14 protein-coding genes and 3 tRNA genes are annotated in these 21771 nt (G+C 58.7%); 10 read left to right on the top strand and 7 right to left on the bottom strand.

Annotation, left to right across the window (positions count from 1 at the left end; all coding sequences use genetic code 11):
* Positions 1-62: 62 nt before the first annotated feature.
* The 3 genes from D0851_RS03395 (at position 63) to nadA (ending at position 1462) form a co-directional block, all read left to right on the top strand.
* Positions 63-138: transfer RNA gene (locus tag D0851_RS03395), tRNA-Lys, on the top strand.
* A gap of 69 nt (positions 139-207) precedes the next feature.
* Positions 208-283: transfer RNA gene (locus D0851_RS03390), tRNA-Lys, on the top strand.
* A gap of 117 nt (positions 284-400) precedes the next feature.
* The gene (nadA, locus tag D0851_RS03385) at positions 401-1462 is read left to right on the top strand and encodes a quinolinate synthase NadA (protein WP_117617361.1); all 1062 of its coding nucleotides are present in this window, start codon (positions 401-403) and stop codon (positions 1460-1462) included.
* On the opposite strand, the gene D0851_RS03380 is transcribed toward nadA, so the two are convergent.
* A complete protein-coding gene (locus D0851_RS03380) occupies positions 1463-2941 on the bottom strand; it encodes a M48 family metalloprotease (RefSeq protein WP_117617360.1) in 1479 nt (492 codons plus the stop codon).
* Positions 2942-3106: 165 nt separating this feature from the next.
* Here D0851_RS03380 and D0851_RS03375 point away from each other — a divergent pair, with 165 nt between their 5' ends.
* Both D0851_RS03375 and D0851_RS03370 read left to right on the top strand, forming a co-directional pair.
* Entirely contained in the window at positions 3107-3334 is a 228-nt protein-coding gene (locus D0851_RS03375) for a sulfurtransferase TusA family protein (protein ID WP_117617359.1), read from the top strand.
* Between the two features lie 16 nt (positions 3335-3350).
* The gene (locus D0851_RS03370) at positions 3351-4430 is read left to right on the top strand and encodes an AI-2E family transporter (protein ID WP_117617358.1); all 1080 of its coding nucleotides are present in this window, start codon (positions 3351-3353) and stop codon (positions 4428-4430) included.
* Between the two features lie 7 nt (positions 4431-4437).
* Here the strand turns inward: D0851_RS03370 and D0851_RS03365 are convergent, their stop codons facing one another.
* Positions 4438-4905, bottom strand: a complete 468-nt coding sequence (locus D0851_RS03365; RefSeq protein WP_117617357.1) for a peroxiredoxin — start codon at positions 4903-4905, stop codon at positions 4438-4440.
* 74 nt (positions 4906-4979) lie between these two features.
* Here D0851_RS03365 and dapA point away from each other — a divergent pair, with 74 nt between their 5' ends.
* The 5 genes from dapA to D0851_RS03340 all read left to right on the top strand — a co-directional run bounded on the left by dapA (position 4980) and on the right by D0851_RS03340 (position 9573).
* Positions 4980-5858 (top strand): 4-hydroxy-tetrahydrodipicolinate synthase, encoded by an 879-nt coding sequence (gene dapA / locus D0851_RS03360; RefSeq protein ID WP_117617356.1) that lies wholly within the window; start codon positions 4980-4982, stop codon positions 5856-5858.
* Between the two features lie 128 nt (positions 5859-5986).
* Positions 5987-6988: an outer membrane protein assembly factor BamC gene (gene bamC, locus D0851_RS03355; protein ID WP_227539431.1), complete on the top strand. Its 1002-nt coding sequence runs from the start codon at positions 5987-5989 to the stop codon at positions 6986-6988.
* A gap of 46 nt (positions 6989-7034) precedes the next feature.
* Positions 7035-7748 (top strand): phosphoribosylaminoimidazolesuccinocarboxamide synthase, encoded by a 714-nt coding sequence (purC, locus tag D0851_RS03350; RefSeq protein ID WP_117617354.1) that lies wholly within the window; start codon positions 7035-7037, stop codon positions 7746-7748.
* A 31-nt stretch (positions 7749-7779) separates the two neighbouring features.
* Positions 7780-8517 carry a TIGR04219 family outer membrane beta-barrel protein gene (locus tag D0851_RS03345; protein WP_117617353.1) on the top strand — a complete coding sequence of 246 codons (738 nt, stop codon included), beginning with the start codon at positions 7780-7782 and terminating at the stop codon, positions 8515-8517.
* Between the two features lie 48 nt (positions 8518-8565).
* Positions 8566-9573 carry an NAD-dependent epimerase gene (locus tag D0851_RS03340; protein WP_117617352.1) on the top strand — a complete coding sequence of 336 codons (1008 nt, stop codon included), beginning with the start codon at positions 8566-8568 and terminating at the stop codon, positions 9571-9573.
* Between the two features lie 42 nt (positions 9574-9615).
* Here D0851_RS03340 and D0851_RS03335 read toward each other — a convergent pair whose 3' ends face one another.
* From D0851_RS03335 to D0851_RS03315, 5 genes are all read right to left on the bottom strand, one after another.
* Positions 9616-18123, bottom strand: coding sequence for a GH36-type glycosyl hydrolase domain-containing protein (locus D0851_RS03335; protein ID WP_117617351.1), 8508 nt, complete (start codon positions 18121-18123; stop codon positions 9616-9618).
* Complete coding sequence (locus D0851_RS03330; RefSeq protein WP_117617350.1) at positions 18123-19088, bottom strand: universal stress protein; 966 nt, start codon at positions 19086-19088, stop codon at positions 18123-18125. The genes D0851_RS03335 and D0851_RS03330 overlap by 1 nt, the downstream gene beginning before the upstream one ends.
* Positions 19089-19418: 330 nt before the next feature.
* A tRNA-Val gene (locus tag D0851_RS03325) sits at positions 19419-19495 on the bottom strand.
* Positions 19496-19550: 55 nt separating this feature from the next.
* Positions 19551-20501 carry a DMT family transporter gene (locus D0851_RS03320; RefSeq protein WP_117617349.1) on the bottom strand — a complete coding sequence of 317 codons (951 nt, stop codon included), beginning with the start codon at positions 20499-20501 and terminating at the stop codon, positions 19551-19553.
* Positions 20502-20654: 153 nt separating this feature from the next.
* On the bottom strand, positions 20655-21743 hold the full coding sequence (locus tag D0851_RS03315; RefSeq protein ID WP_117617348.1) for a hypothetical protein: 1089 nt from the start codon (positions 21741-21743) through the stop codon (positions 20655-20657).
* Positions 21744-21771: the final 28 nt, after the last annotated feature.

Genomic DNA, 21771 nt, shown 5'->3' with positions numbered 1-21771 from the left:
GAGAAACCTGAAAAAAAGGGGTTGATCAGCGGCCAAAAATCATTACTATATGCGCCTCGTTTGGGTCGTTAGCTCAGTTGGTAGAGCAGTTGGCTTTTAACCAATTGGTCGAAGGTTCGAATCCTTCACGACCCACCAATTACGAAATACCGGATGGGCTGAATCGTTCGGTATGGATTGAGGCCACAGGCTTTGATCAACAGTCATGGGTCGTTAGCTCAGTTGGTAGAGCAGTTGGCTTTTAACCAATTGGTCGAAGGTTCGAATCCTTCACGACCCACCAAATAACAGAAGCCTCCGGGTTTTTGTGAAAAAAGAGCCTTAGGGCTCTTTTTTTTTTGCGTATACGATCTTACCTAGGTAATACTCCCCCCTGAAAATGCAACACAGAGATGCCGTAATGACACACGCTGAAGACCGTATCCTTGTCCAGGAACATCTGGCCCATGCCGCCGAGCCGAAGCCGCTCAGCGCCAGCGAAAAGGCTGACCTGGAAGCCCGTATCAAGTCCGCCCTGAAAACTGAGGATGCGGTGCTTGTGGCGCATTACTACACGGATCCGGACATTCAACGCCTTGCCGAAGAGACCGGCGGCTGTGTCGCCGATTCCCTGGAGATGGCCCGGTTTGGTAATCAGCATCCGGCGTCGACGGTGGTGGTGGCCGGTGTTCGCTTCATGGGGGAGACCGCCAAGATCCTGAATCCGGAGAAGCGGGTGCTGATGCCTACGCTTGAGGCGACCTGCTCCCTGGACGTCGGTTGTCCGGAAGACGAGTTCTCGGAGTTCTGTGACCAGCATCCGGATCGTACCGTAGTGGTTTATGCCAACACATCTGCTGCAGTCAAGGCGAGGGCAGACTGGGTAGTTACCTCAAGCTGTGCCCAGGCCATTGTCGAAGATCTTGACGCCCGCGGCGAGAAAATTCTCTGGGCGCCGGACAAACACCTGGGACATTACGTTCAGAAGACGACCGGTGCCGACATGTTGCTCTGGGATGGTTCCTGTATTGTCCATGAGGAATTCAAGTACCGTGGCCTGGAAGATCTCAAGGCGCTCTACCCTGATGCCGCCGTGCTGGTGCACCCGGAGTCTCCGGATGCGGTCGTGGAAATGGCCGACGTGGTGGGTTCAACGTCCCAGTTGATACATGCGGTCCAGACGCTGCCAAATGAGAAGTTCATTGTTGCCACTGACAATGGCATCTTTTACAAGATGCAGCAACTGGCACCGAACAAGACGCTGATTGAAGCACCAACGGCCGGTAATGGCGCTACCTGTCGCAGCTGCGCCCATTGTCCGTGGATGGCGATGAACGGTCTGGAAAACCTGTTGCACGTACTGGAGCAGGGTGATCAGGAAGTTCATGTGGACCCGGCCCTGCGGGAGCGGGCGCTAAGGCCGCTGCAGCGTATGCTCGATTTTACCGCAAATACGAACCTGAAAGCCGCAGGCAACGCCTGATCAGTTGTTGAAGTGGGCGTTCAGGTGGCTGGTAATTTCTGCCAGCCGTTCGGTCACGACCTGCCTCTGGGGCGCGCCTGCGGGAAGTTTCTCCTGTGCCTGCCTCAATTGTCGCTGTGCGGCTTCCAGATCTCCCATGAGAACGTCGTATTCCGCGCGGGCCCGGTGCACGCCCACGATGTTCCGTGCCATACCCTCGGCCTCGGCGAGCTTCAGCCAGAGCTGCTCCTGGCTCGGCAGCTTGCGGGTTAGTTGCCTTAGGTATTCCGCAGCGGCGGTGCCATTGCCGTCGGCAATTTCCGTTTGGGCCAGGGTGTAGGTAATCGGATAGTTGCCCGGATTTCTTGCCAACGCCCCCATGAGGATCGCCCTGGCGTCGTCTGGCCGGTTCTGGGCAAGCCGCACTTCCGCCAGTGACACCTGGAAGGTGATCCTCCCGGGATTCCCTGCCAGCAGATCGTTCAGGATGTCAGTGGCTTTTTCATACTGCCTGTCTTCCGTGTACGCGACCGCGAGGCCATACCGGATGGCGTCGTTTCGCTGCGCATCCGGCCGTTTCAGGTAGGCTTCGAAGGTTGCGACGGCCACATCCGGAGAGGGGGCGTAACGAACCTGCAGGCGACTGCGCATCAGATGGTATTCCTGCCCGTCCCGGATATCTTTATCGGGGTACTGTTCGGCACGGTTTCGGGTGTCTGCGACCCGGCTCTGGGTCAGGGGGTGCGTGGACAGGTACTCGGGCGGCCGGTTTCCCTGCATCCGGTTCTGACGCATCATGATTTCAAACATCTCCGGCATGCCGCGAGGATCCATCCCGGCGGTGGCCAGGATGTCGAGGCCAACCCGGTCCGCTTCCTGCTCGTTGGCCCGACTGTAGGCAAGCATGTTCTGGACCGCCAGGGCCTGGGTTCCGGCAATAGCGGCAATCCCGATATCGGACTGGGTGACTGCTGACAGTACGATTCCTGCAATCATCCCCGCAATGGTCAGGGGCGCACTGGTTTCCTGCTGTTGCATGCGGCGGGCGAAATGCCGCTGGCTGAGGTGCGCAAGTTCATGGGCCAGTACCGATGCAAACTGCTGCTCGGTTGCGGCGTTGAGGAAAAGGCCTCCGTTCACCCCGACGATACCGCCTGGCACGGCAAAGGCATTAATGGCCGGGCTGTCGATCAGCGCCAGCGTAAGATCGCGGTTCTGAAGCGGGGCGGAAGGTACCAGCCGGTATGTAATGGCACCCAGGTAGTCGTAAACCAGAGGATCCGCGATGCGTGGTGTCGAGCGACGAATGGAGATCATCACCTGCTGGCCGATATCCGATTCCTGCTGGCCCGCGATCAGACCGCCACCGTTGCCACCAATACTGGGGAGTCTGCTTTCCTGGGCGTGGACTGGCCGGGAGATGATCAGCAGTGTGAGGGTAAGCAGCGCGGCGCTTCCGAACGTCAGGAATGCCTGATAGCGGGATTGGTTTAGAATCATGTAGTGCCGGTTGCCTTTGGTCTGAATCGCCGGTTTGACAGCGGGTTACGATAAAAAGTTCTGATCCCCTCCTTGAAGAGGATTGTGATGCAATACATTATCACTGTCGGCATAATGCCTGCTTGTTAAATCCGCTTATAGTGACTGTGATGGTGCCTCGTTTGTATGGTTGACCGATCCCTCGATGCCTCCGGGCTGCATTGCCCGATGCCGCTGCTGAAAACCAAACTGGAACTGAACACCATGGCGCCCGGCGAGGAGCTGGAAGTTATCGCTACCGACGCCGGTTCTGCCCGGGACATCCCGGCGTTTTTGAAGCTTTCCCCGCATACACTGATGAGCAGCTCTGAAACCGCCGGGCAATACCGGTTTGTGATAAAGTGCGGCGGCTAATATTTCGGAGTTGTCAATGATCAGGACATTACGCGGTCTCGCGCATAAATATTTCTCGGATGAAGAAGCAGTTATCCTGTTCCTGATTCTGGTAACAGGAACGGTCTTTGTTATCTGGTTTGGTGCCATGCTGGCCCCGGCCATCGCTTCGCTCATCATCGCCTTTATTCTGCAGGGGCTGGTCACCAAGCTCAACAGGCTCGGCATTCCCGAGACGGTCTCCATCCTCGGTGTGTTCCTGGTGTTCCTTGGCGTGCTTGTGGGCTTTCTGTTCGGCTTGCTGCCGCTGATCTGGGCTCAGCTCAGCGCCCTGGCCGGGGAGGCACCACGGATTATCCGCGAGCTGCAGTCCTACCTTGAGCTGTTGCCGGAGCAGTACCCACACCTTATTTCATCAGAGGCTGTCGGTACGGTTTACCAGCAGGTCAGCACCGAAGTGGGTCAGTTCACTCAATGGCTGGTGTCCTTTTCACTGTCCAGTATTCCGGATCTGGTGGCGCTGCTGATCTACATGGTACTGGTGCCCATCCTGGTGTTTTTCTTCCTGAAAGACCGGGAGGTCCTGCTTGGCTCCATTGCCAAACTGCTTCCGCCTCAGCGCCCGATGATGCTGACGATCTGGCATGAGGTAAACCTGCAGTGCGCCAATTATGTTCGCGGCAAGGCGCTGGAAATTCTCATAGTCGGCGGGGCAACCTACATTGCCTTCAAGCTGCTCGGCATGCCCTATGCCGCGCTGCTGTCTCTGCTGGTTGGCTTGAGCGTGGTGATTCCCTACATCGGGGCCGCGGTGGTGACAATTCCCGTGGCGGTAATCGCGCTGTTTGCCTTCGGCTGGGGCAGCCAGTTTATCTGGCTGATGGCCATTTACGGTATTATCCAGGCCCTGGACGGCAATGTGCTGGTTCCGGTGCTGTTCTCGGAAGTGAACAACCTGCATCCGGTCGCCATCATCGTGGCGGTGCTCTTTTTCGGGGGCATCTGGGGCCTGTGGGGTGTCTTCTTTGCCATTCCGCTCGCCACCATGCTCAAGGCTGTGTTTTCCGCCTGGCCGGTGAAGGACTCCCTTCCTCCGTCGGATAGCGAAAAGGTCTGAATGGCGTTCAAAGCCCCTTCACAGCCTCCAGCACTTCATCCGCGTGGCCCTTTACCTTGACGCCACGCCATTGGGCTCTCAGCGCACCCTCCTGATCGATCAGGAAGGTGCTGCGGTCGATCCCCATGTACTCCTTGCCATACAGCTTTTTGAGTTTGATGACATCAAAGAGCTTGCATAATGCTTCGTCCTTGTCGGAAATCAGGTGGAAAGGAAACTCGTGTTTTGCCCTGAAATTCTCGTGTGCTTTCAGCCCATCCCGCGACACCCCGAGGATCTCGGTGTCCAGTTCCTCAAACTGTTTCATCCGGTCCCGGAAGTCCTGGCCTTCAGTGGTACAGCCGGGCGTGTTGTCCTTCGGATAAAAATAAATAACGACATTCCGCCCTTTGAGATCGTCCAGGCGAATGGTCTGGTCGCCCGTGGCCGCTGCTTCAAAATCCGGAACAGGTTTGTTTAACTCGACGAATGGCATGACATCTCCTTTAATTCCCTTGTGTCAGTTCGTGCCCAACATTACCATATCGGTTTTATTCGGACGGAGCTTTTATGATTACGGGTAGCCTTGTCGCACTGGTCACGCCCATGCATCCAGACGGTGAAATTCACTGGGAGGATCTGGACAAGCTGGTAGACTTTCATATTGAAAACGGCACGCACGGTATTGTAGCTGTCGGTACCACCGGTGAGTCCGCAACGCTTGACCCGGAAGAGCATTGCCGGGTTATCGGCCACATCATCAAACGTGTGAACGGCCGGATTCCGGTTATCGCGGGTACCGGTGGTAACAGCACCCGTGAAGCCATTGAGCTGACCACCGAAGCCCATAAGCTGGGTGCTGATGCCTGCCTGCTGGTGGTGCCATACTACAACAAGCCGACCCAGGAAGGCCTGTACCGGCACTTCAAGGCGATTGCCGAAGCCGTCCCGGGCATGAGCCAGATGCTCTACAACGTGCCGGGCCGGACCGCCTGTGACATGCTGAACGAGACCGTACTGCGGCTGGCGGATATCCCGAATATTGTCGGCATCAAAGATGCCACCGGTAACATCCCTCGCGGTGCCGAACTGATCGAAGCTCTGGACGGGCGCCTTGCGGTCTACTCCGGCGACGACGCCACAGCAGCGGAACTGATGCTTGCCGGCGCCAAAGGCAACGTCTCCGTTACCGCTAACGTTGCTCCGAAGGGTATGTCGCAGCTGTGCGAAGCGGCGATTGCAGGCAATCGTGAGGAAACAGAGCGGCTCAACGAGTTGCTGATGCCGCTCAACCGGAAGCTGTTCCTGGAGGCCAACCCGATTCCCGTAAAATGGGCACTGCATCGAATGGAAATGATCGGGGAAGGCATTCGCCTGCCACTGACACCGCTTAGTGAAAAGTTCCACAACGAAGTGGAAGATGCTCTCAAGGCCTCAGGTGTACTCTGAGTTTGCTGAAATCGTCCCCGACCCGGAGTGACCTGATGCAGGTTCTACAAGGAACCGGTAATACCTTCATGCTTAAACCCGTTGTATTGTCCGGACTGTTGCTTGTAGCAACAGTTTCCGGATGCAGTATGGTTAAAGACCGATCCGAGCGTTATGTAAACGCGAAGGAAGGGCAACCGTTGGAACTCCCGGAAACGGCCGATGGTTCCCGCTTCAGCCAGACCATGCCAATCCGTGACGTCAGATCGGCCGACGCCAGCAAAATGTATCCATCCGCCATTCCCCGGCCACCGGATATGACCTCCGATATCCTCGATGAGAATTATGTTATCGAAGAGCTTGATGGCAGGGCCTGGCTGCTGGTGAACGATGTGCCCGGAAGGATCTGGCCGGCGGTGAACACCTATCTGGCAGAACGCGGTCTTGGCGTTGGCTTCGACAGTCCGCAACTGGGGATTCTGCAGAGTGAACTGGCCAACTTCAGCAAGCGTGCCCGTGAGTTGGTGGAATTGTCTGACGATCCCTCGGCCGGTGAGCAGAAAGTGGTCCTTCAGGTCCGCATAACACCCGGCGTTCGGCGCAAAACCACGGAAGTTCAGGTGCGCAAGCTGGAAGTTGCCGATCAGCCGGACGAGCTGATTCCCTGGACCGGCGTATCCGCCCCCCCGGAGCAGGTTCTGGCCTTGCAGAAACGCCTGCTGGCGGACATGGGCGAATTTCTCAGGGCCCGGGAAGAGAGCAAATCCTTTTCCCGTGCCGCAGCAGGAATGGTGAGGGATCCTGTTGTCCGCCTGATCTCGGAGAATGATGAGGCCGTTGCTATCCGCGTCGAGCTGGACTACGGTCGCTCCTGGGCGGAAGTCAGCCGCGCGCTTACGGATTCCGGTATCCCCATTGTAGACCTGAATCGCAGCGAAGGGTGGTTCCAGGTTGATTTCCGTACCGAAGACGAGCGCAGTCCGGGCTGGTTCAGCTGGTTCCGTGATAAGGAAGCACCCCGTCATAGCCACACGGTGAACCTGAGCCAGCGTGATGATGCAATTGTCATCTCCGCCGAGCGCCTGCCGGATTACACTGGTAGCCGGTCAGCGTCGGATTTGCTCACGCAACTGTTCGATTACCTATACTGATTCAGAAAACGGCCGCCTGATGCGGCCGCTTTCCGGAGAACCTCTGATGGAAAAACGCGAAGAACTCTATGCCGGCAAGGCAAAATCCGTCTATCGGACGGACGATCCCGAACGCTTTGTGCTGGTATTCCGTGACGACACTTCCGCCTTTGACGGCGAGAAAAAGGAACAGCTGAACCGAAAGGGCATGGTGAACAACAGGTTCAATGCGTTCATCATGGAAAAACTGGAAGCAGCGGGTGTGCCTACCCATTTCGAAGGGTTGCTGTCTTCCACCGAATCCCTGGTAAAAAAACTGGACATGATTCCGGTTGAGTGTGTGGTTCGCAACATTTCCGCCGGAAGTCTTTGCCGGCGCCTGGGTGTGGAAGAGGGCCGGGAGCTGAATCCGCCCACCTACGAGCTGTTTCTCAAGAACGATGCGCTCCACGACCCGATGGTCAACGAGTCTCTGGCGGTCAGCTTTGGCTGGGCAACCGCCGATGAGCTGGCCCGGATGAAAGAACTTACCCAAAGGGTTAACGATGTTCTGAAGTCTCTGTTCGAGCAGGGCGGCATGTTACTGGTTGACTACAAGCTCGAGTTTGGACGCAGCAACGGGCAAATTGTTCTGGGTGATGAGTTCAGCCCTGACGGCTGCCGCATCTGGGACAGGGAAACCCGCAAGAAAATGGACAAGGATCGCTTCCGCCAGGGCCTAGGTGACGTTATAGAAACTTATGAGGAAGTCGGACACCGTCTGGGAATCCAGTTCGACTGATTGAAACCGAAATCAATTTTAAGGATGTGTCATGCGTAAACTGATGCTTGCTGTGGGCGGTTCGCTGGTCCTGGTGGCCCCTCTGTCCCAGGCGGACGTGGTTGGTCTGGGGGCCAGTGTAAGTTACTGGGATTCGGATCTGTCTGGTAAGGCTGCGACGAACAACGACGTGGTCGATGTCGAAAACGACCTGAACCTGGGCGGCGATTCCACTGCCAACGCCTCGCTGTACCTGGAGCATCCGGTTCCGGTATTGCCGAATATCCGGTTAAACTACACGCTGGTTGAACAGAGTGGTCGTGGTGAACTGGGTACTTCGGGCTTTATTGACATTCCCGGCAATGTCCCGGTCCAGTCCGATTTCGATCTTGAGCAGCTGGATCTGACCCTGTATTACGAAGTGCTGGATAACTGGGTCAACCTGGATCTTGGCCTCACCGCGAGGGATCTTTCCGGTGAGCTTGTCGTTCGGGACGTTGACGGCAACTTTAATCCCAGCGAAACCAAAGTTGATGCCGTTATCCCCATGGGCTATCTCGCTGCCCGCTTCGATCTGCCGTTCACCGGCGTATCGGTGGGCGCGGAAGGCAACTTCATCAGCTATAACGGCGATTCGCTCCTTGATTTCAACGCCTACGGCCAGTATGAAATGGCAGTTCTGCGGTTCCGGGCCGGCTATCGCCAGATGTCCATCGATTACGAAGATGGCAACGACCGGCTGGATGTGGAAATTGGCGGGCCGTTTGTGAGTGCGGGCGTTTCATTCTGACATCGCCGTTTGGTTCAAAGGCCGGCATTTCGTTCAAAGGAGAGACACTTGAAGATTCTCGTAACCGGTACTGCGGGCTTTATTGGATCACACCTGGCTCACCGGCTGCTGGACAGGGGTGATGAGGTCATTGGCGTTGATAACGTCAATGATTATTACGATGTGAACCTGAAGGAAGCTCGCCTGGAACGGCTGACCAGCAAAGCGGGCTTTACCGAAGTCCGCGAGGATGTGTCTGACCGGGCCACCATGGAAGCGCTCTTTGCCAGGCAAAAGCCGGAGCGGGTAGTGCATCTGGCGGCGCAGGCCGGGGTACGTTACTCCATCGAGAATCCGAACGCCTATGTGGACGCCAATCTGGTTGGCTTCATGAACATCCTCGAGGGTTGCCGTCACAACGGTGTGAAACACCTGGTGTACGCCTCCAGCAGCTCCGTATACGGTGCCAACGAGACCATGCCCTTCTCGGTGCATGACAATGTGGACCACCCCCTGAGTCTCTACGCAGCCTCCAAGAAGGCCAACGAGCTCATGGCACACACCTACAGCCATCTGTACAACCTGCCGACCACCGGCCTTCGGTTCTTCACGGTCTACGGCCCCTGGGGCCGGCCGGATATGGCACTGTTCATCTTTACCAGGAAGATTCTGGCCGGTGAACCCATCGATGTCTTCAATCACGGCCACCACCGCCGGGATTTCACCTACATTGATGACATCGTGGAGGGCGTGATCCGCACCCTGGACCACGTAGCCGGGCCAAATCAGGGCTGGAGTGGCGAAACCCCTGATCCGGGCACGAGCAAAGCACCTTATCGCCTGTACAATATTGGCAGTAACAATCCGGTGGAGCTGTCTCGCTTTATCGAAATTATTGAACAGCGGATCGGGAAAAAAGCCGAGAAAAAGCTGTTGCCCCTTCAGCCCGGCGACGTGCCAGCCACCTACGCCAATGTTGATGACCTGATCGCAGATGTGGGCTACAAGCCATCGACCACGGTTGAAGAAGGTATTGCCAACTTTGTGGACTGGTATCGGGATTTTTACCGAGTCTGACTGTGCAGGTGATTGAAATATAAGTCTGGTTCCCACCACGCGTCATACATCAATCACGACTGCATGCTCGGCCCCATCATCCTGAAGTGCGATGCAGCTGGGTCCGTCGATGTCGGACGTTGATTCGGTGCGGCGTTGTACCGTGATGTGGTAGACGCTCTTGCCGAAGCGGTAGTCCAGGGTGTATCCCGGCCAGTGTGGCGGCAGGCATGGCGACACCCGCAGGTTATTGCCCACGCGCCGGATTCCGAGAATACCTTCGAGAATAAAACGGTAGAGCCAGCCGGCGGAGCCGGTGTACCAGGTCCAGCCACCGCGCCCGACATGGGGAGGCTCGCCGTAGATGTCGGCGGCCAGCACGTAGGGTTCCACCTGATAGTGCGCGATCCGCTCCGCGGAATCCCCGTGTCTGACCGGGTTCAGGCAGTCCAGCACAGCGCTGGCGCGCTCGGCATCGCCCAGGGCCGCGAATGCCAGCCCGACCCAACAGGCCGCATGGGTATATTGACCGCCATTTTCACGCACACCCGGTGGATAGGCGGCGATATAGCCGGGGTCAGGCTGGCCCTGACCCCGGCCGGTGAACGGTGGCGTAAACAGAAGCACCTGGCCCGGATCCGTCCTGACCAGTCGCTCCCAGACTGCTGTCATGGCGCTTCGGGTACGGTCGGGTTCGGCAACGCCGGATAAAACCGCCCAGGACTGGGGAATGGAATCAATCTCGCATGCCTTCTGCCCCGCGGAACCCATCGGAGTCTGGTCGTCGTAGTAAGCCCGCCGATACCAGTCTCCGTCCCAGGCCTGCTGATGAAGGGCGTCGGCCAGACCGGCTGCCCGGGCGCTGAGATTGTCCGCCGTGGCCTGGTCGCCCCGTCCAGTACAGACCTGCGCGAAGCGCTGAAGGGCCTGAATCAGGAACCAGCCCATCCAGACACTTTCGCCGCGCCCACCCAGGCCGACACGATTCATGCCGTCATTCCAGTCCCCGCCGCCAATCAGGGGCAGCCCATGGGGGCCCAGGCGGTTAGCACGCTCCAGTACCCGCAAGCAGTGGTCGTACAACGAACTGGTGGCCGTTGAAGATTCAAACTGCGCATACCGTTCCGCCTCGTTGTCGGCCAGCGGATCCCCCACAAGCCAGGGCACGGGTTCGTCCAGTAGCCCGGTGTCACCGGTGGTCTCCAGGTATTCGCTGACCACCAGGGGCAGCCAAACCAGGTCATCGGAAATCCGTGTGCGGACTCCCCGGGCGTGAGGTGGATGCCACCAATGCAGAACATCGCCTTCGGGGAATTGGCGGGCGGCGGCGGCAAGAATCTGGGCACGGCAGACATCCGGCCGGGCATGCAGCATGGCCATGGAGTCCTGCAGTTGATCGCGGAAACCGAACGCGCCGCTGGACTGGTAGAGGCCACTGCGACCGTGGATACGGCAGGCCAGGGTCTGGTAGAGCAGCCAACGATTGAAAATGAAAGCAACACCGTCGTCCGGGCAGGATAATGTCTGCGCGCCCAGTGCCTGCTCCCAGTATTGGTTGGTGGCTTCCCATGCGTTGGCGACGGCGTCAGGCTGCTGGTACTGGTTGAGCAGCGCCAGGGCGGCATCGAAACTGTTTTCGGCGCCAAGGAAGAAGGTCACAGTCTGCTCGCCGGATGCCAGCAGATCCACATGCACCTGAAGCGCGGCACAGGGGTCGCGTCCCGGTTCAACGCGGTTGGTCAAACCCACCCGCTTTAAAGCGGCCGGCTTCTCAAGACCGCGCTGGCGATCCAGGAATTCGCTGCGGTCGGTGGTGTAGCCGTGGACGGGAGTGTCGGTGGCGAGAAAGGCGATTTGCTCGGGCCAGTCGGGGTTATAGGGGTTGGCTGCGATCAGCGCGCGCTGCTCGGCAAGGAAAGCCGGCTGGATATACTGACTGGTATCTTCCCGGCGGGTGCCCAGAACCCATTCAGCGTAGTAAGTCAGCGTCAGGCGCCGCTGCCGGTCCGAGCGGTTGCGAAGGGTTACCTGGACGATCTTGAGTGAGTCGTCGGGCGGTACAAAGACGGTCATCCGACTCTCGATGTCATGGCGGATATGTTCAAAGCGGGTGTAACCGGCGCCATGGCTGACTCGGTAAGTGGACTCATGGGGCACCGGGTTGGAGGTCGGTGCCCACAAGGCGCCCGTCTCCTCATCCCGCAGGTAGAGGCATTCCCCCGGCTCATCCAGAGTAGGGTCGTTGCGCCAGGGCGTCAGACGGTTTTCGCCGCTGTTCTGGTACCAGCTGAAGCCGCCGCCGGATTCCGATAGGATCGAGCCGAAGGTCGGGTTAGCAAGCACGTTGATCCAGGGTGCTGGTGTCGGCGAGCGATGACTGACCGTGATTACGTATTCCCGGCCATCGGGCGTGAAGCCGCCATGGCCGTTATCGAAACGCAGAGGTGGCAGGGGCGGGAGTGACGGCGAGCTGATCGGTGGCAGGGCATTGAGCGGTCGTACCCGTAATCTTGGCAGAGGAGACTCACCGTGCTCCAGCGTACCGAGCGCTTGGGATAGCGACGCGGTCGTGGCATCCAGCACCACGTTTGCGGCGGTTTGTAACAGAACCACTTCTTCCTTGCCCAGCGCATCGGCAGTGAGTGGGTAAACGCCGCCACGGCTGCCGACAAAGGGCTCGGCATTGTGCTGGGCCAGCAACCGCCGGACGGTATCTTGCGTGGTGCCCTCGTAACCAGTGTCCCCGGTGTTCAGCAGGATCAGGTCAACCTTGAAGTTGCGTTTGCGCCAGAACGAGTGGATTTTCAGCAGCAGGTGGGCGGTTTCGAGATCCGCCTCACGACCGATGCGCACCAGCACAATGGGGAAATCGCCGGAGATGCCCACACCCCAAAGGTTGGCCTGCTGAAGTCGATTTGCCGCCAGTATCGGTACCGGCGCCCGAAGTTTCGGTTGGTTATACAGCAGCGCGGACGTTACGGCGGTCAGGGCACGGAATTCGTCGCTGCTGAGCTTGCTGCGCCAGAGCTCCCGGCTGGCCTGGGCCTGGCCCTCATCGAAGGTTCGCTGAACGCGCGGCCAGTAAGCAAATCGTGTGGCGGTAGCCAGCACATCGTCGCGGCTGTCTCCGACGATGCGCAGAAAGGCGAGCTGGATGGACGTTCCGGGTTCGATGTGGATGGTTTTCTGCAAGACGGCAACCGGATCGAGGGTGTATCCCAGCGAGCCGGAAAGAACCTCGCCTGTTTCCAGTGCCCGCGGATGAGCGATGGAACCGCCGCGACCGAGGAAGGCAGCCCGGTCCGTTTCCATGGCATCGGGTGTCAGAACACCAGACAGGCCCATGATGACCTCACCCACCACCGGTGCCTGGTCGTCCGGGTCCCTGGTGCGACGCTCAAACAGCAGCAGTGAACGGGCAGACACGTACTCTGAATGAACGAAAAGGTTGCCGAAGGCCGGATGCTGGCTATCGGCACGGGGGTCGGCCAACACAATTTCGGCGTAACTGGTGAATCTCAGGTGTCGCGACTGATCGCCGTGATTGGTGATCGTGACGCGTCGTAATTCAACGTCGTGCCAGGGTGACACCGTTATTTCGAGCGTTTGTATCAGGCTTTGGTCGTGGCGCTGGTACTCGGCGCAATGACTATGGAAACGCACATGCTCCCGGAGGCCCTGGCCTTTCGCCGGCGCTCGTGGAATAGACCAGATATCGCGGCTGCCGAGATCCTGAACATAGAGCCAGTTTCCCCATCGCTCAAGGGTGCTGTCCGGCCGCCAGCGGGTTATGGCGTCCGACTTCCAGTTGGTGCCACCGCCACCCCAGCTCGACGCCAGGACGTTCAGCCGGCCATTAGACAGCAGATGAACCCGTGGTGTCGGGCTGTCCAGGGGAATTTCCCAGGGCGTGATGGAAGGGGCTTCCTGAGTGCCTCTGACGCTGTCTTCTTCCTCGCTGTGGGTCGGGTATTCGATGTCTGCATCCAGATCGATCCGCTCCTGCAGAAAGAGTTCACAGGCCTCCACCCGCGGGTCCCGCGAAAATCGCGATATCGCGTGTTGCGGGCTCAGGGAAATACCCAGACTGATCAGCGACATGCCATGATGGTGGGCCATGTAGCTGCGCACGATGCTGTATGAGCTGCCCACATCCATCCGGCGTTCGGTGTAATCCAGCGCTTCGAAGAAGCCATAACGCCCCAGCATGCCCAGTTTCTCCAGGTGCCGGAGATTGTCGAAGGCGGCTTTTGGTCGCCAGAACAGGGCCAGAAAGGTTGCGTAGGGCGCGATAACCCAATCCTCGATTCCCTTGTTGCTTCGAAGCGACAGTTCCGGCACACCGAAAGCGTGGTAGGCGTAGTTCTGGGCACCGTCCAGAAGGTAGTAGCCCGATTCGGAGATGCCCCAGGGCAGGCCCCGGCTCGTGGCATAGCGGATCTGGTGGTCAATGGCACCCCGGGCACTCAGACCGAGCAGTGTTGTTGCCGGCTCTCGCATCAGCAACTGGGGCATCAGGTACTCAAACATCGTACCGCTCCAGGACAGCAACAATGGCTGCCCTTGTTCACGGGTCAGCGGGCGCCCAAGGTGGACCCAGTGGTGGGCGGAAACATCGCCTTTGGCGATGGCCAGAAAACTGGCCAGACGGGCTTCCGAGGCAAGAAGATCGTAGGCGTTGTCGTCCAGTTTGCCCAGGTCCACGTTGTAGCCAATGCGGAACACTTTTTTTTCCCGGTCGTAGAGGAAGGCCATATCGGTATTATCGAACCAGCCCTCACAGGTATCGGCCAGCTGCTGGGCCGTCACAAGCAGGGAACTGGCGGCCTCGGCTGCTTGATTGAATTTGCCTGCAAGAGGTTGTAGCCAACGTTGCAGACTGGTGGTCAATGCTCCGTCCCGGCTGGGGGCCGTGAGCTGCTCAATCAAAGGCTGAAGCCGTGACTCCAGCGTGGTCAGCTCGTGGAAGGTCGGGGGTTGCAGGAGTGACTGCTCCAGTGACAGCCAGGCCCCATATTGCTCGGGCGTCAGTTCACCCTTGTCGATGGTTGGCCAGGTGTCCGGTGCCGACCACCAGGGCAGAAACTGATCACGGCTCTGAAACATGCGTTCGAGGTGATGGTGTGACCGCTCCAGCCAAAGCCCCATGTCGGCCAAAACCTCCGGTGGCAGCGATGGGGTTTCGAGCAAAACTTCCTGCACCGCCGGGTCCAGGCCCTTGACCAGACGGTTTGCCAGTGTCTCAATCAAACCGGGCCATTGCCGGGGCGCGAGGCGGACATCCATTACCCGTTTGCGAATATCCGCCAGCGCCCTGGCAAGGTGTCGCCTTGGGGCTGTTCCCGGGTGGTCCCGGAGCGAGTCCTCAAGCACGCCGATCGCATCGAGCAGCCCCTCAAACTGGTTAAAGCGCCAGACAGGATCGTCCTCAAGTCCCGTCAGCCCCTGCTTCAGCGCCAGCAAAGAACCGAGGAGGTTGCCGCTATCCACGGTCGACACATACGCTGGCGGCAGGGTTGTGAGGTGATGGGTGTCGCACCAGTTATGGATATGGCCCCGGAAGCTTGGCAAGTTTTCCATGGAACGCAGCGTGTTGCGTGAGCGGATGACCAGTTCTTGCGCATCCACATAACCCATGTCATAGGCGGTCAGGTTGCTGACCAGCAGCAAGCCGATGTTGGTGGGTGAGGTGCGGTGAGCGACCACACCCTTGGGCTCTTCCTGGAAGTGGTCAGGGGGTAGCCAATGATCTTCCGGTCCGACAAACCGTTCAAAAAAATACCACGTGCGGCGCGCCAGTCTTCTCAGGTGCGTTCGGTCTTCGGCACGGATTTTTTCCACTGGTGGCTTTCGGTCCCGGCGAGCCAGGAAGGCTATCTGTGGTGACACCAGCCAGAGCAGCAGAATGGGGATGGCGTAGATCAGCGTCATGGGCGTGCTGGCGGCCAGCAGCGGTGTGATGACCAGCGCGCTGACCGGCCCTGCCCACATGGCACGCCAATATTTCCATGGCGTGGACGTGCCGGTACGCCCGGCCTCCAAAGCTGCCGGTGCCCATTCCAGCAGGCGCCGGTGACTGACGCGGCTGCGGTACAAGGAGCGAATCACGGCATCCAGGGTGAGAGCGGCTTCCTGGGGCAGAAAGGCGACAACGAGCAGCCATCGCTTCAGATCCCCCTTCAGGTTCTGAATCTGTTGCGCTGCCCGCCGCCTGCGGACGGTGGCATGGGCCAGCCCAACAATGCCCGTCAGACTTGGAACCAGCAGGGTGAGCATGGCCAGAGCCGTCCAGTGAAGCGGTGAGCCGGGAAGCGCAAACCAGCCCAGTAGCAGCAGCAACAAAAGCCAGGGCGCCTGAAGACTGCGCAGCAGATTGTGAACCAGCTGCCACCGGTGTAACCCGGACAGTCGGTTGGGTCTGCGCTCTCCGGTTTCCGTGGGAACGGTTGGCCAAAGCCAGGGCACCAGCTGCCAGTCCCCGCGTATCCACCGATGCAGTCGCCGGCCGAAGGACAGGTATTCGGGTGGGTATTCCTCGTACATGACAATGTCGCTGACCAGTGCGGTGCGCCCGTGAATGCCTTCGAAAAGATCGTGGCTGAGTACCGTGCCTTCCGGTACCGCATTGCGCAGGCTGGCCTCGAACGCGGCTACGTGGTAGAGACCCTTGCCTGTGAAAATGCCTTCGCCAAACAGGTCCTGATAGGCATCCGAAACGGCCAGGGTGTAAAGGTCCAGGCCCCGGTCACCGGAAAAGATTCGGGTGAAAATATTTCGGGTAGCGGTCATGGGATTGATTTCAATACGGGGCTGCAGAATGCTGTAACCGGAGCGGATTACGCCGGTTTCTTCATCCCATACCGGCTGGTTCAGTGGATGGGCGATGGTGCCAACCAGGCGCCGCGCCCCGTCTACAGGCAGCAAGGTATCGGCGTCCAGGGTAATGACGTAACGCGCCTGTCGCAGCCACTCGACATCACCAGCCATGTCGGTGAAAGAGCCGCGCTCACCGGTCAGTATGTAGTGATTAAACTCCTTGAGCTTGCCGCGCTTACGCTCCCACTCCATCCAGATGGCGTCTTGCGGGTTGAGGCTTCGGGACCGGTGCATCCAGAAAAACGGGGCGTGGCCATCATCGTTGTAATGTTCGTTCAACGACGCGATGCCTGCTCGCAACCGGGCCAGCAGCCCCTTGTCCCGCGGTGTGGTTTCTTCGGCGGCGTCGAACAGGCCGGTGAGCAAGCCAAAACGCAGCTGGTTGTCGGGATTGGCAAGATAATGACGCTCAAGCTGGTCAATGGCGCCCTGAATGTCCTCTTTCCTGCCGATGAGCAGGGCCATGCATACGACCGCCTTGTGATCAGCATCAATGCCGTCGGTGAAGTCGAGCTTGGGCAGAACCCTTGCTGGCACGGTCAGAGTGGCTAGCCAGTTCACCAGAATCGATGCCAGCACCAACGCGGGTACCGCCACCACCAGGGTGACCGGTAGCGCCTGCCAAAGACCGCCCTGGATGAACGCGTAGGCAGTGGGGATGGCAAACAGTATAAGCGCTGTCAGTGACAAGCAGCCGAAATAGAGCGGTTGGCGATGACGAGCCAGCCAGCGCTTTAATTGGCCTACCCGGTCCGGACGGACATCGATCTGCCGCTCCAGTATCCGGTACCCTTCACCGAGCAGGAAGTAGCCGATGTGACCGGATGCGGGCGTGAATGCCCGGGCTACCTCGCGGGCGTCCCGGGCGAGGCTCAGCACGCATCGTGCAACTGCAAGTTCATCTGTTTTGCTGCGTCGGGCCAGCTGTTCAATCCGGGTACGGTAGCGGTTCCGGGTGCTGAAATCCATGCGCCCGTAGGCCCCTGCCGGGTCCTGCCTGAGCAAGGCCTCGACCTGGGACGTGCGTTCGAAAAATCCTTGCCAGTTGGTGCGCTCAAGCCGGTGCAGGGTGAGGATGCCATCGGCCACCACGTCACGGCTTTCAACATCGACCATGCCCCGGTGTGAGTCACGGGAGGCCAAGTCAATTGATCGCTGCTGAACCGTCTCCATGACCAGCATCAGGGCCTGGTAACGCAGAAGCAGCGGCAGCGCCCAGAGTTCGGCTGTGTTCAGGGGTGCGGTATCTTTTTGTTCCAGTACCATCGCCTCGAGGACGTTATCGTCAAACCGTTGCTCCGAGCGCTCCAGTGCCACGCGTGCCATTTCCTGAACGCGGGTCGGGCCTGCCAATGGCCCGGACACAAGTATGGGCAGATGGGCAACAAAGTCGGCCGACAGGTCCCGCCGTAACATGCGCAGAACCCGGCGTATCAGGTATTCGTTGTCGATATACCAGTCGATCCAGGGCGCGGCGGCGGAGAGATCGCTTCTCAGGGTATAGAGTTCCAGATGGATTCGGTCCAGCTGGTGGGCATAGCGACTCAGTGTCTCGCCCAGTGTCCGGTGAGCCTGGCGTGTGCCCGGCCCGATGGCTGTCCACGGGCTCTGCTGAGCACCTGGCTCATCGCTCAGCGTCTCCCCGGCATCGGCGCTGCCATCCGGCCGCCGGCTTTTTTCGTTGTGTAGGGCCATCAGTGCCCCCAGGCTTCACGCGCGGACTTTTCGGCAAAGGTGAGTTCGATTTCATCGGGTTCGAGATCCTGAAGCACCAGCAAGGGTGTTTCACCATAGACCAGCGCATTGAGGGGCAGGGCGCCCAGTGGCCAATGGCTGACGCAGGTGTTCCCATGGGCGGCCATGACCACCAGGTCGGACTGACCCTTGCGGGTTATTTCCCAGAGAGCCGCTATGGGGGAATCCCGAACGTCAACTCTCGACTGAACGTGAAGCCCCTCATTTTTCAGGCGTTCTGCGATGTGTGACAGGTTATCCTTGATGCGCGCCCTGAATTCGGATTCCAGCGCCCTGACCGTATCGAGCCGTGGGTCGTCCCTGGCAATCTGATAGCGATGGCCAAGCGAGGGTACGAAGGAAACCAGATCAACAGTGCTCTCATTATGGCGAGAGAGCATTTCAACCAGGGGCAGCACGCACTCGGATCGGCTGCTGCCATCGAGCGGGACGGTCATCCGGTTGTAGTGGGACTCCTGCAGGGGGTTACACTGATCGCTCAATGCACGTACCAAAAGAAACGACACGTGGGCCTGAAGGATCGACTTGTGGGCCACACTGCCGAGCATGTAGTGGCTGATGCCACCAAAGCCATGGCTGGTCATTACCAGCAGGGTCTGACCGTCTTCCCTGGCAAAATTGATGATTTGATCGACCGGCTCGCCTTCCAGTGTGGCTGTCTCGATCTCAAGCCCCAGAGCGCCCAGTCTTGAAACCACTGAGTCGAGATACGCGGTGGCTTCTGCCTGCAATGCATCCCAGGCCACGGGGTCGGCAGGGTAGTGATAGTGACTGTCATTTTCCTGCTGCAGGACGCGAATTAACGCGAGTTTTATGTCGAGAGCCTTGGCCAGATTGATGGCATGAGGCAGCGCCCATTCAGCCAGACAGGAGCCGTCCAGCGGCACAACGATGCGTTGAAACATAGCAGTGTCCCTCGCTCAGCCTTCAGAGCACCGGCACAGGGAATAATCAGACGACAAACTTGATGGGAGGTGCTTCCTGCAAAATGCCCGGTCCACTCCTTAGTATTGAAGCATTGGATCCATGGAATGACTCTAACACTTATAGCCGCAGTGCTGGTCCGTTGCAACGGTAATTCACCCATTCTAAATGGGGCCGACGCCGCTTGCTGTACAGGAAAGCATGGGTATCAGAGATCAAGAAAAACAGCAGCTAAGGCTGATACTGCATTAGGTCGGTATTGAGGAGATTTGCATAGAAGAGCTGCAGGATCAACGTAACTTGTTGAAAATTGGTAGGACCACCCAGATTCGAACTGGGGACCTCTACCATGTCAAGGTAGCGCTCTAACCAACTGAGCTATGGTCCTGTGTCCTGCAACGGGGACGAAATATACTGATTCCTCCGATGCTGGTCAACCACTTTTATGTGGTTTTCCGGCTCCGCAGCTTTTCCTTGATGGCTTTGCTCAGCACCGCCCACCGGTTCACGATAAGTGCCGCGAAGATCAGGCCGCATCCACCGAGTTGGATACGGGTCATGGTCTCATCGAACCAGCCTGCAGCGAACAATGCCACCCATACCGGCTCCAGAACAAGAATAACGACACCATGGCTGTTTGCGGACAGGCTCTGGGCGTAGGTCTGGATCAGGAAACGTCCGGCGGTACCTATCACCGCGCTGGCCATAACCCACCAGATCAGCAGAGGGTCCGGCTCGCTCAGGGTGGGCTGCCACTGCTCAAGAATCATGGATTCCACGAGGGTCAGCAGGCCGACTGTGAGCAGTGCCAGGGCGGTCAGGGGCAGGGCGGGCACCCGGTGCTTTTCCACGGTTTCGCCAAGCCGGTTCACCACTGTTCTCCGGTTGGCAGCCCGGGTGTTGAGGGTGAAATACAGGGCGAAGATGGTTGCCGCCATCACGAAGAAGATCTGGCCTGCTTCCGGCCGAAAACCGTTTTTCAGCGAGAGTAGGGCAAGACCGCCAACGGCGATGGGTATTGCCAGCCAGGTGCTTGGTGGCTGCGCTTCCTGAAATACCAGCCGGGCAATGATGGGCACAATAACAACGCCCAGGCTGGTCAGAAACGCGCCTTCACCCAGGCTGGTGCCATGAAACAGACCCATCACCCAGAAGGTCATGGCCGTGCCGAACACCAGGCCCACACCGATACTGCGGCGGATCTGATCCAGACTGAGGGCCATCAGGGAGCGGCGGGCAAAGAAAGCGAGTATCCCGCCGGCAATCAGGAATCTGGCTGCCATAAACATCAGCGGAGGCATCAGCAGAACCGCTTCTTTGGAAAACATCCAGCTGATGGCGGCAAACAGGGTAACAACAACCAGTAACAGATCGGATTTGTGCGCGTCAGACATCGGGTAATCGCTTTGCCGGCAACCGGAGAGTCAGTGGGAAGCGCACCAATGTATAGTTTGCGAACTAAAAAGAAAAGATGGGAAAACTACCGAGACCGAAAAGGCTCGTCCCTGAGCCGCAGTGTTCCTGATTGAACCGCTGTTTCAGTGGCTTTAGTTGTTGAGGGTGCTGTACACAAGGTTGGACATGTCGGTCTGGTCTGAACCCGGAACCTCAATATACCGGTCACCGGACCCCCACCATTGCCACCAGGCCCGTTGATTGTAGGTACGGCTGGCGAAATCCACCCGCAGGCCATTCAGCGTGGTGTTGTTCACCACCGGCACCGAAATGTTCCCGGTCTCGGACCCGAGCACACCGCTGTGGGTGACGCCCTCGTTCATCAACACCGGGTAGTGGTTGTAGTACAGCCCATCAGGACCATTCTGGCTGGTGACTTTACCAGCGAGGCTGAGGCTCGAAGAGCAGGAATCGATCCCTTCCGCCGTGGTGGCACCGCAGGCCGAATGTGTAGGCACCACTCCGTCGTCGGTTCCGGCGATAAATGGCTTGGTGATGCCACCGTAGGAGGAACCACCCGCCACAAAACGCAACCGCGGAATCGAATTCGGGCCCACGGCCAGGTTGCGGGCCGTGTTGGTTTGCAGATCGTTCACCACACCCAGTTTGCCCGGTTCAGGTTCAATGCCGGTGAACGCCTCCACAGCTGCCCGCAGGGGCCAGTTGTACCAGCTGTTGTTATAGGCAAGACTCATGGCGAGGTTCGCCAGTTCGGTACCACCTCCGGCGCCTGAATAGTCCAGGGCTGCCAGGATTTTCAGGGGTTGCAGGCCTTCGGACTGAAGCCAGCGGGCCTGGTTTTCCAGCAGGTAGCGGGTAACCAGATCGCCGGTGGAGTGAGAGACGATGACACAATAGTCATTACACAGGCCCTGTTGGCTGATCTGTCGCATTTGCTCATAGGCCTGCTGGGCAATGCCACCCTCAATGCGCCCGTTGCTGCCCCAGTCTATACGGGCTTCGGCACGGGACAGCCAGAAGGTTCGCCAGTAGTCCTCGCCGGCATTTTTGACGTCCTGGAGGTTTGCCGGCGGGTTGGCCAGGTCTTCCTGCTGGAAGCCGTGCACCAGGATTACATTGTGCCCGGCCAACCGGGCCTGGGCGGTGCCGGCAAACAGGCTGCCGGTGATGGCGACCGCCAGGGCCGCTTTGCAGGCACTTCCGATCTTTGTTGTTGTCATGCTAGCTCCGTCTTTGCTGAGTTGTTGT

Source organism: Marinobacter sp. Arc7-DN-1, from assembly GCF_003441595.1.
Lineage (GTDB): Bacteria > Pseudomonadota > Gammaproteobacteria > Pseudomonadales > Oleiphilaceae > Marinobacter > Marinobacter metalliresistant.
The sequence above is the reverse complement of the archived record's forward strand: the minus strand, read 5'-3'. Positions and strand labels throughout refer to the sequence as shown.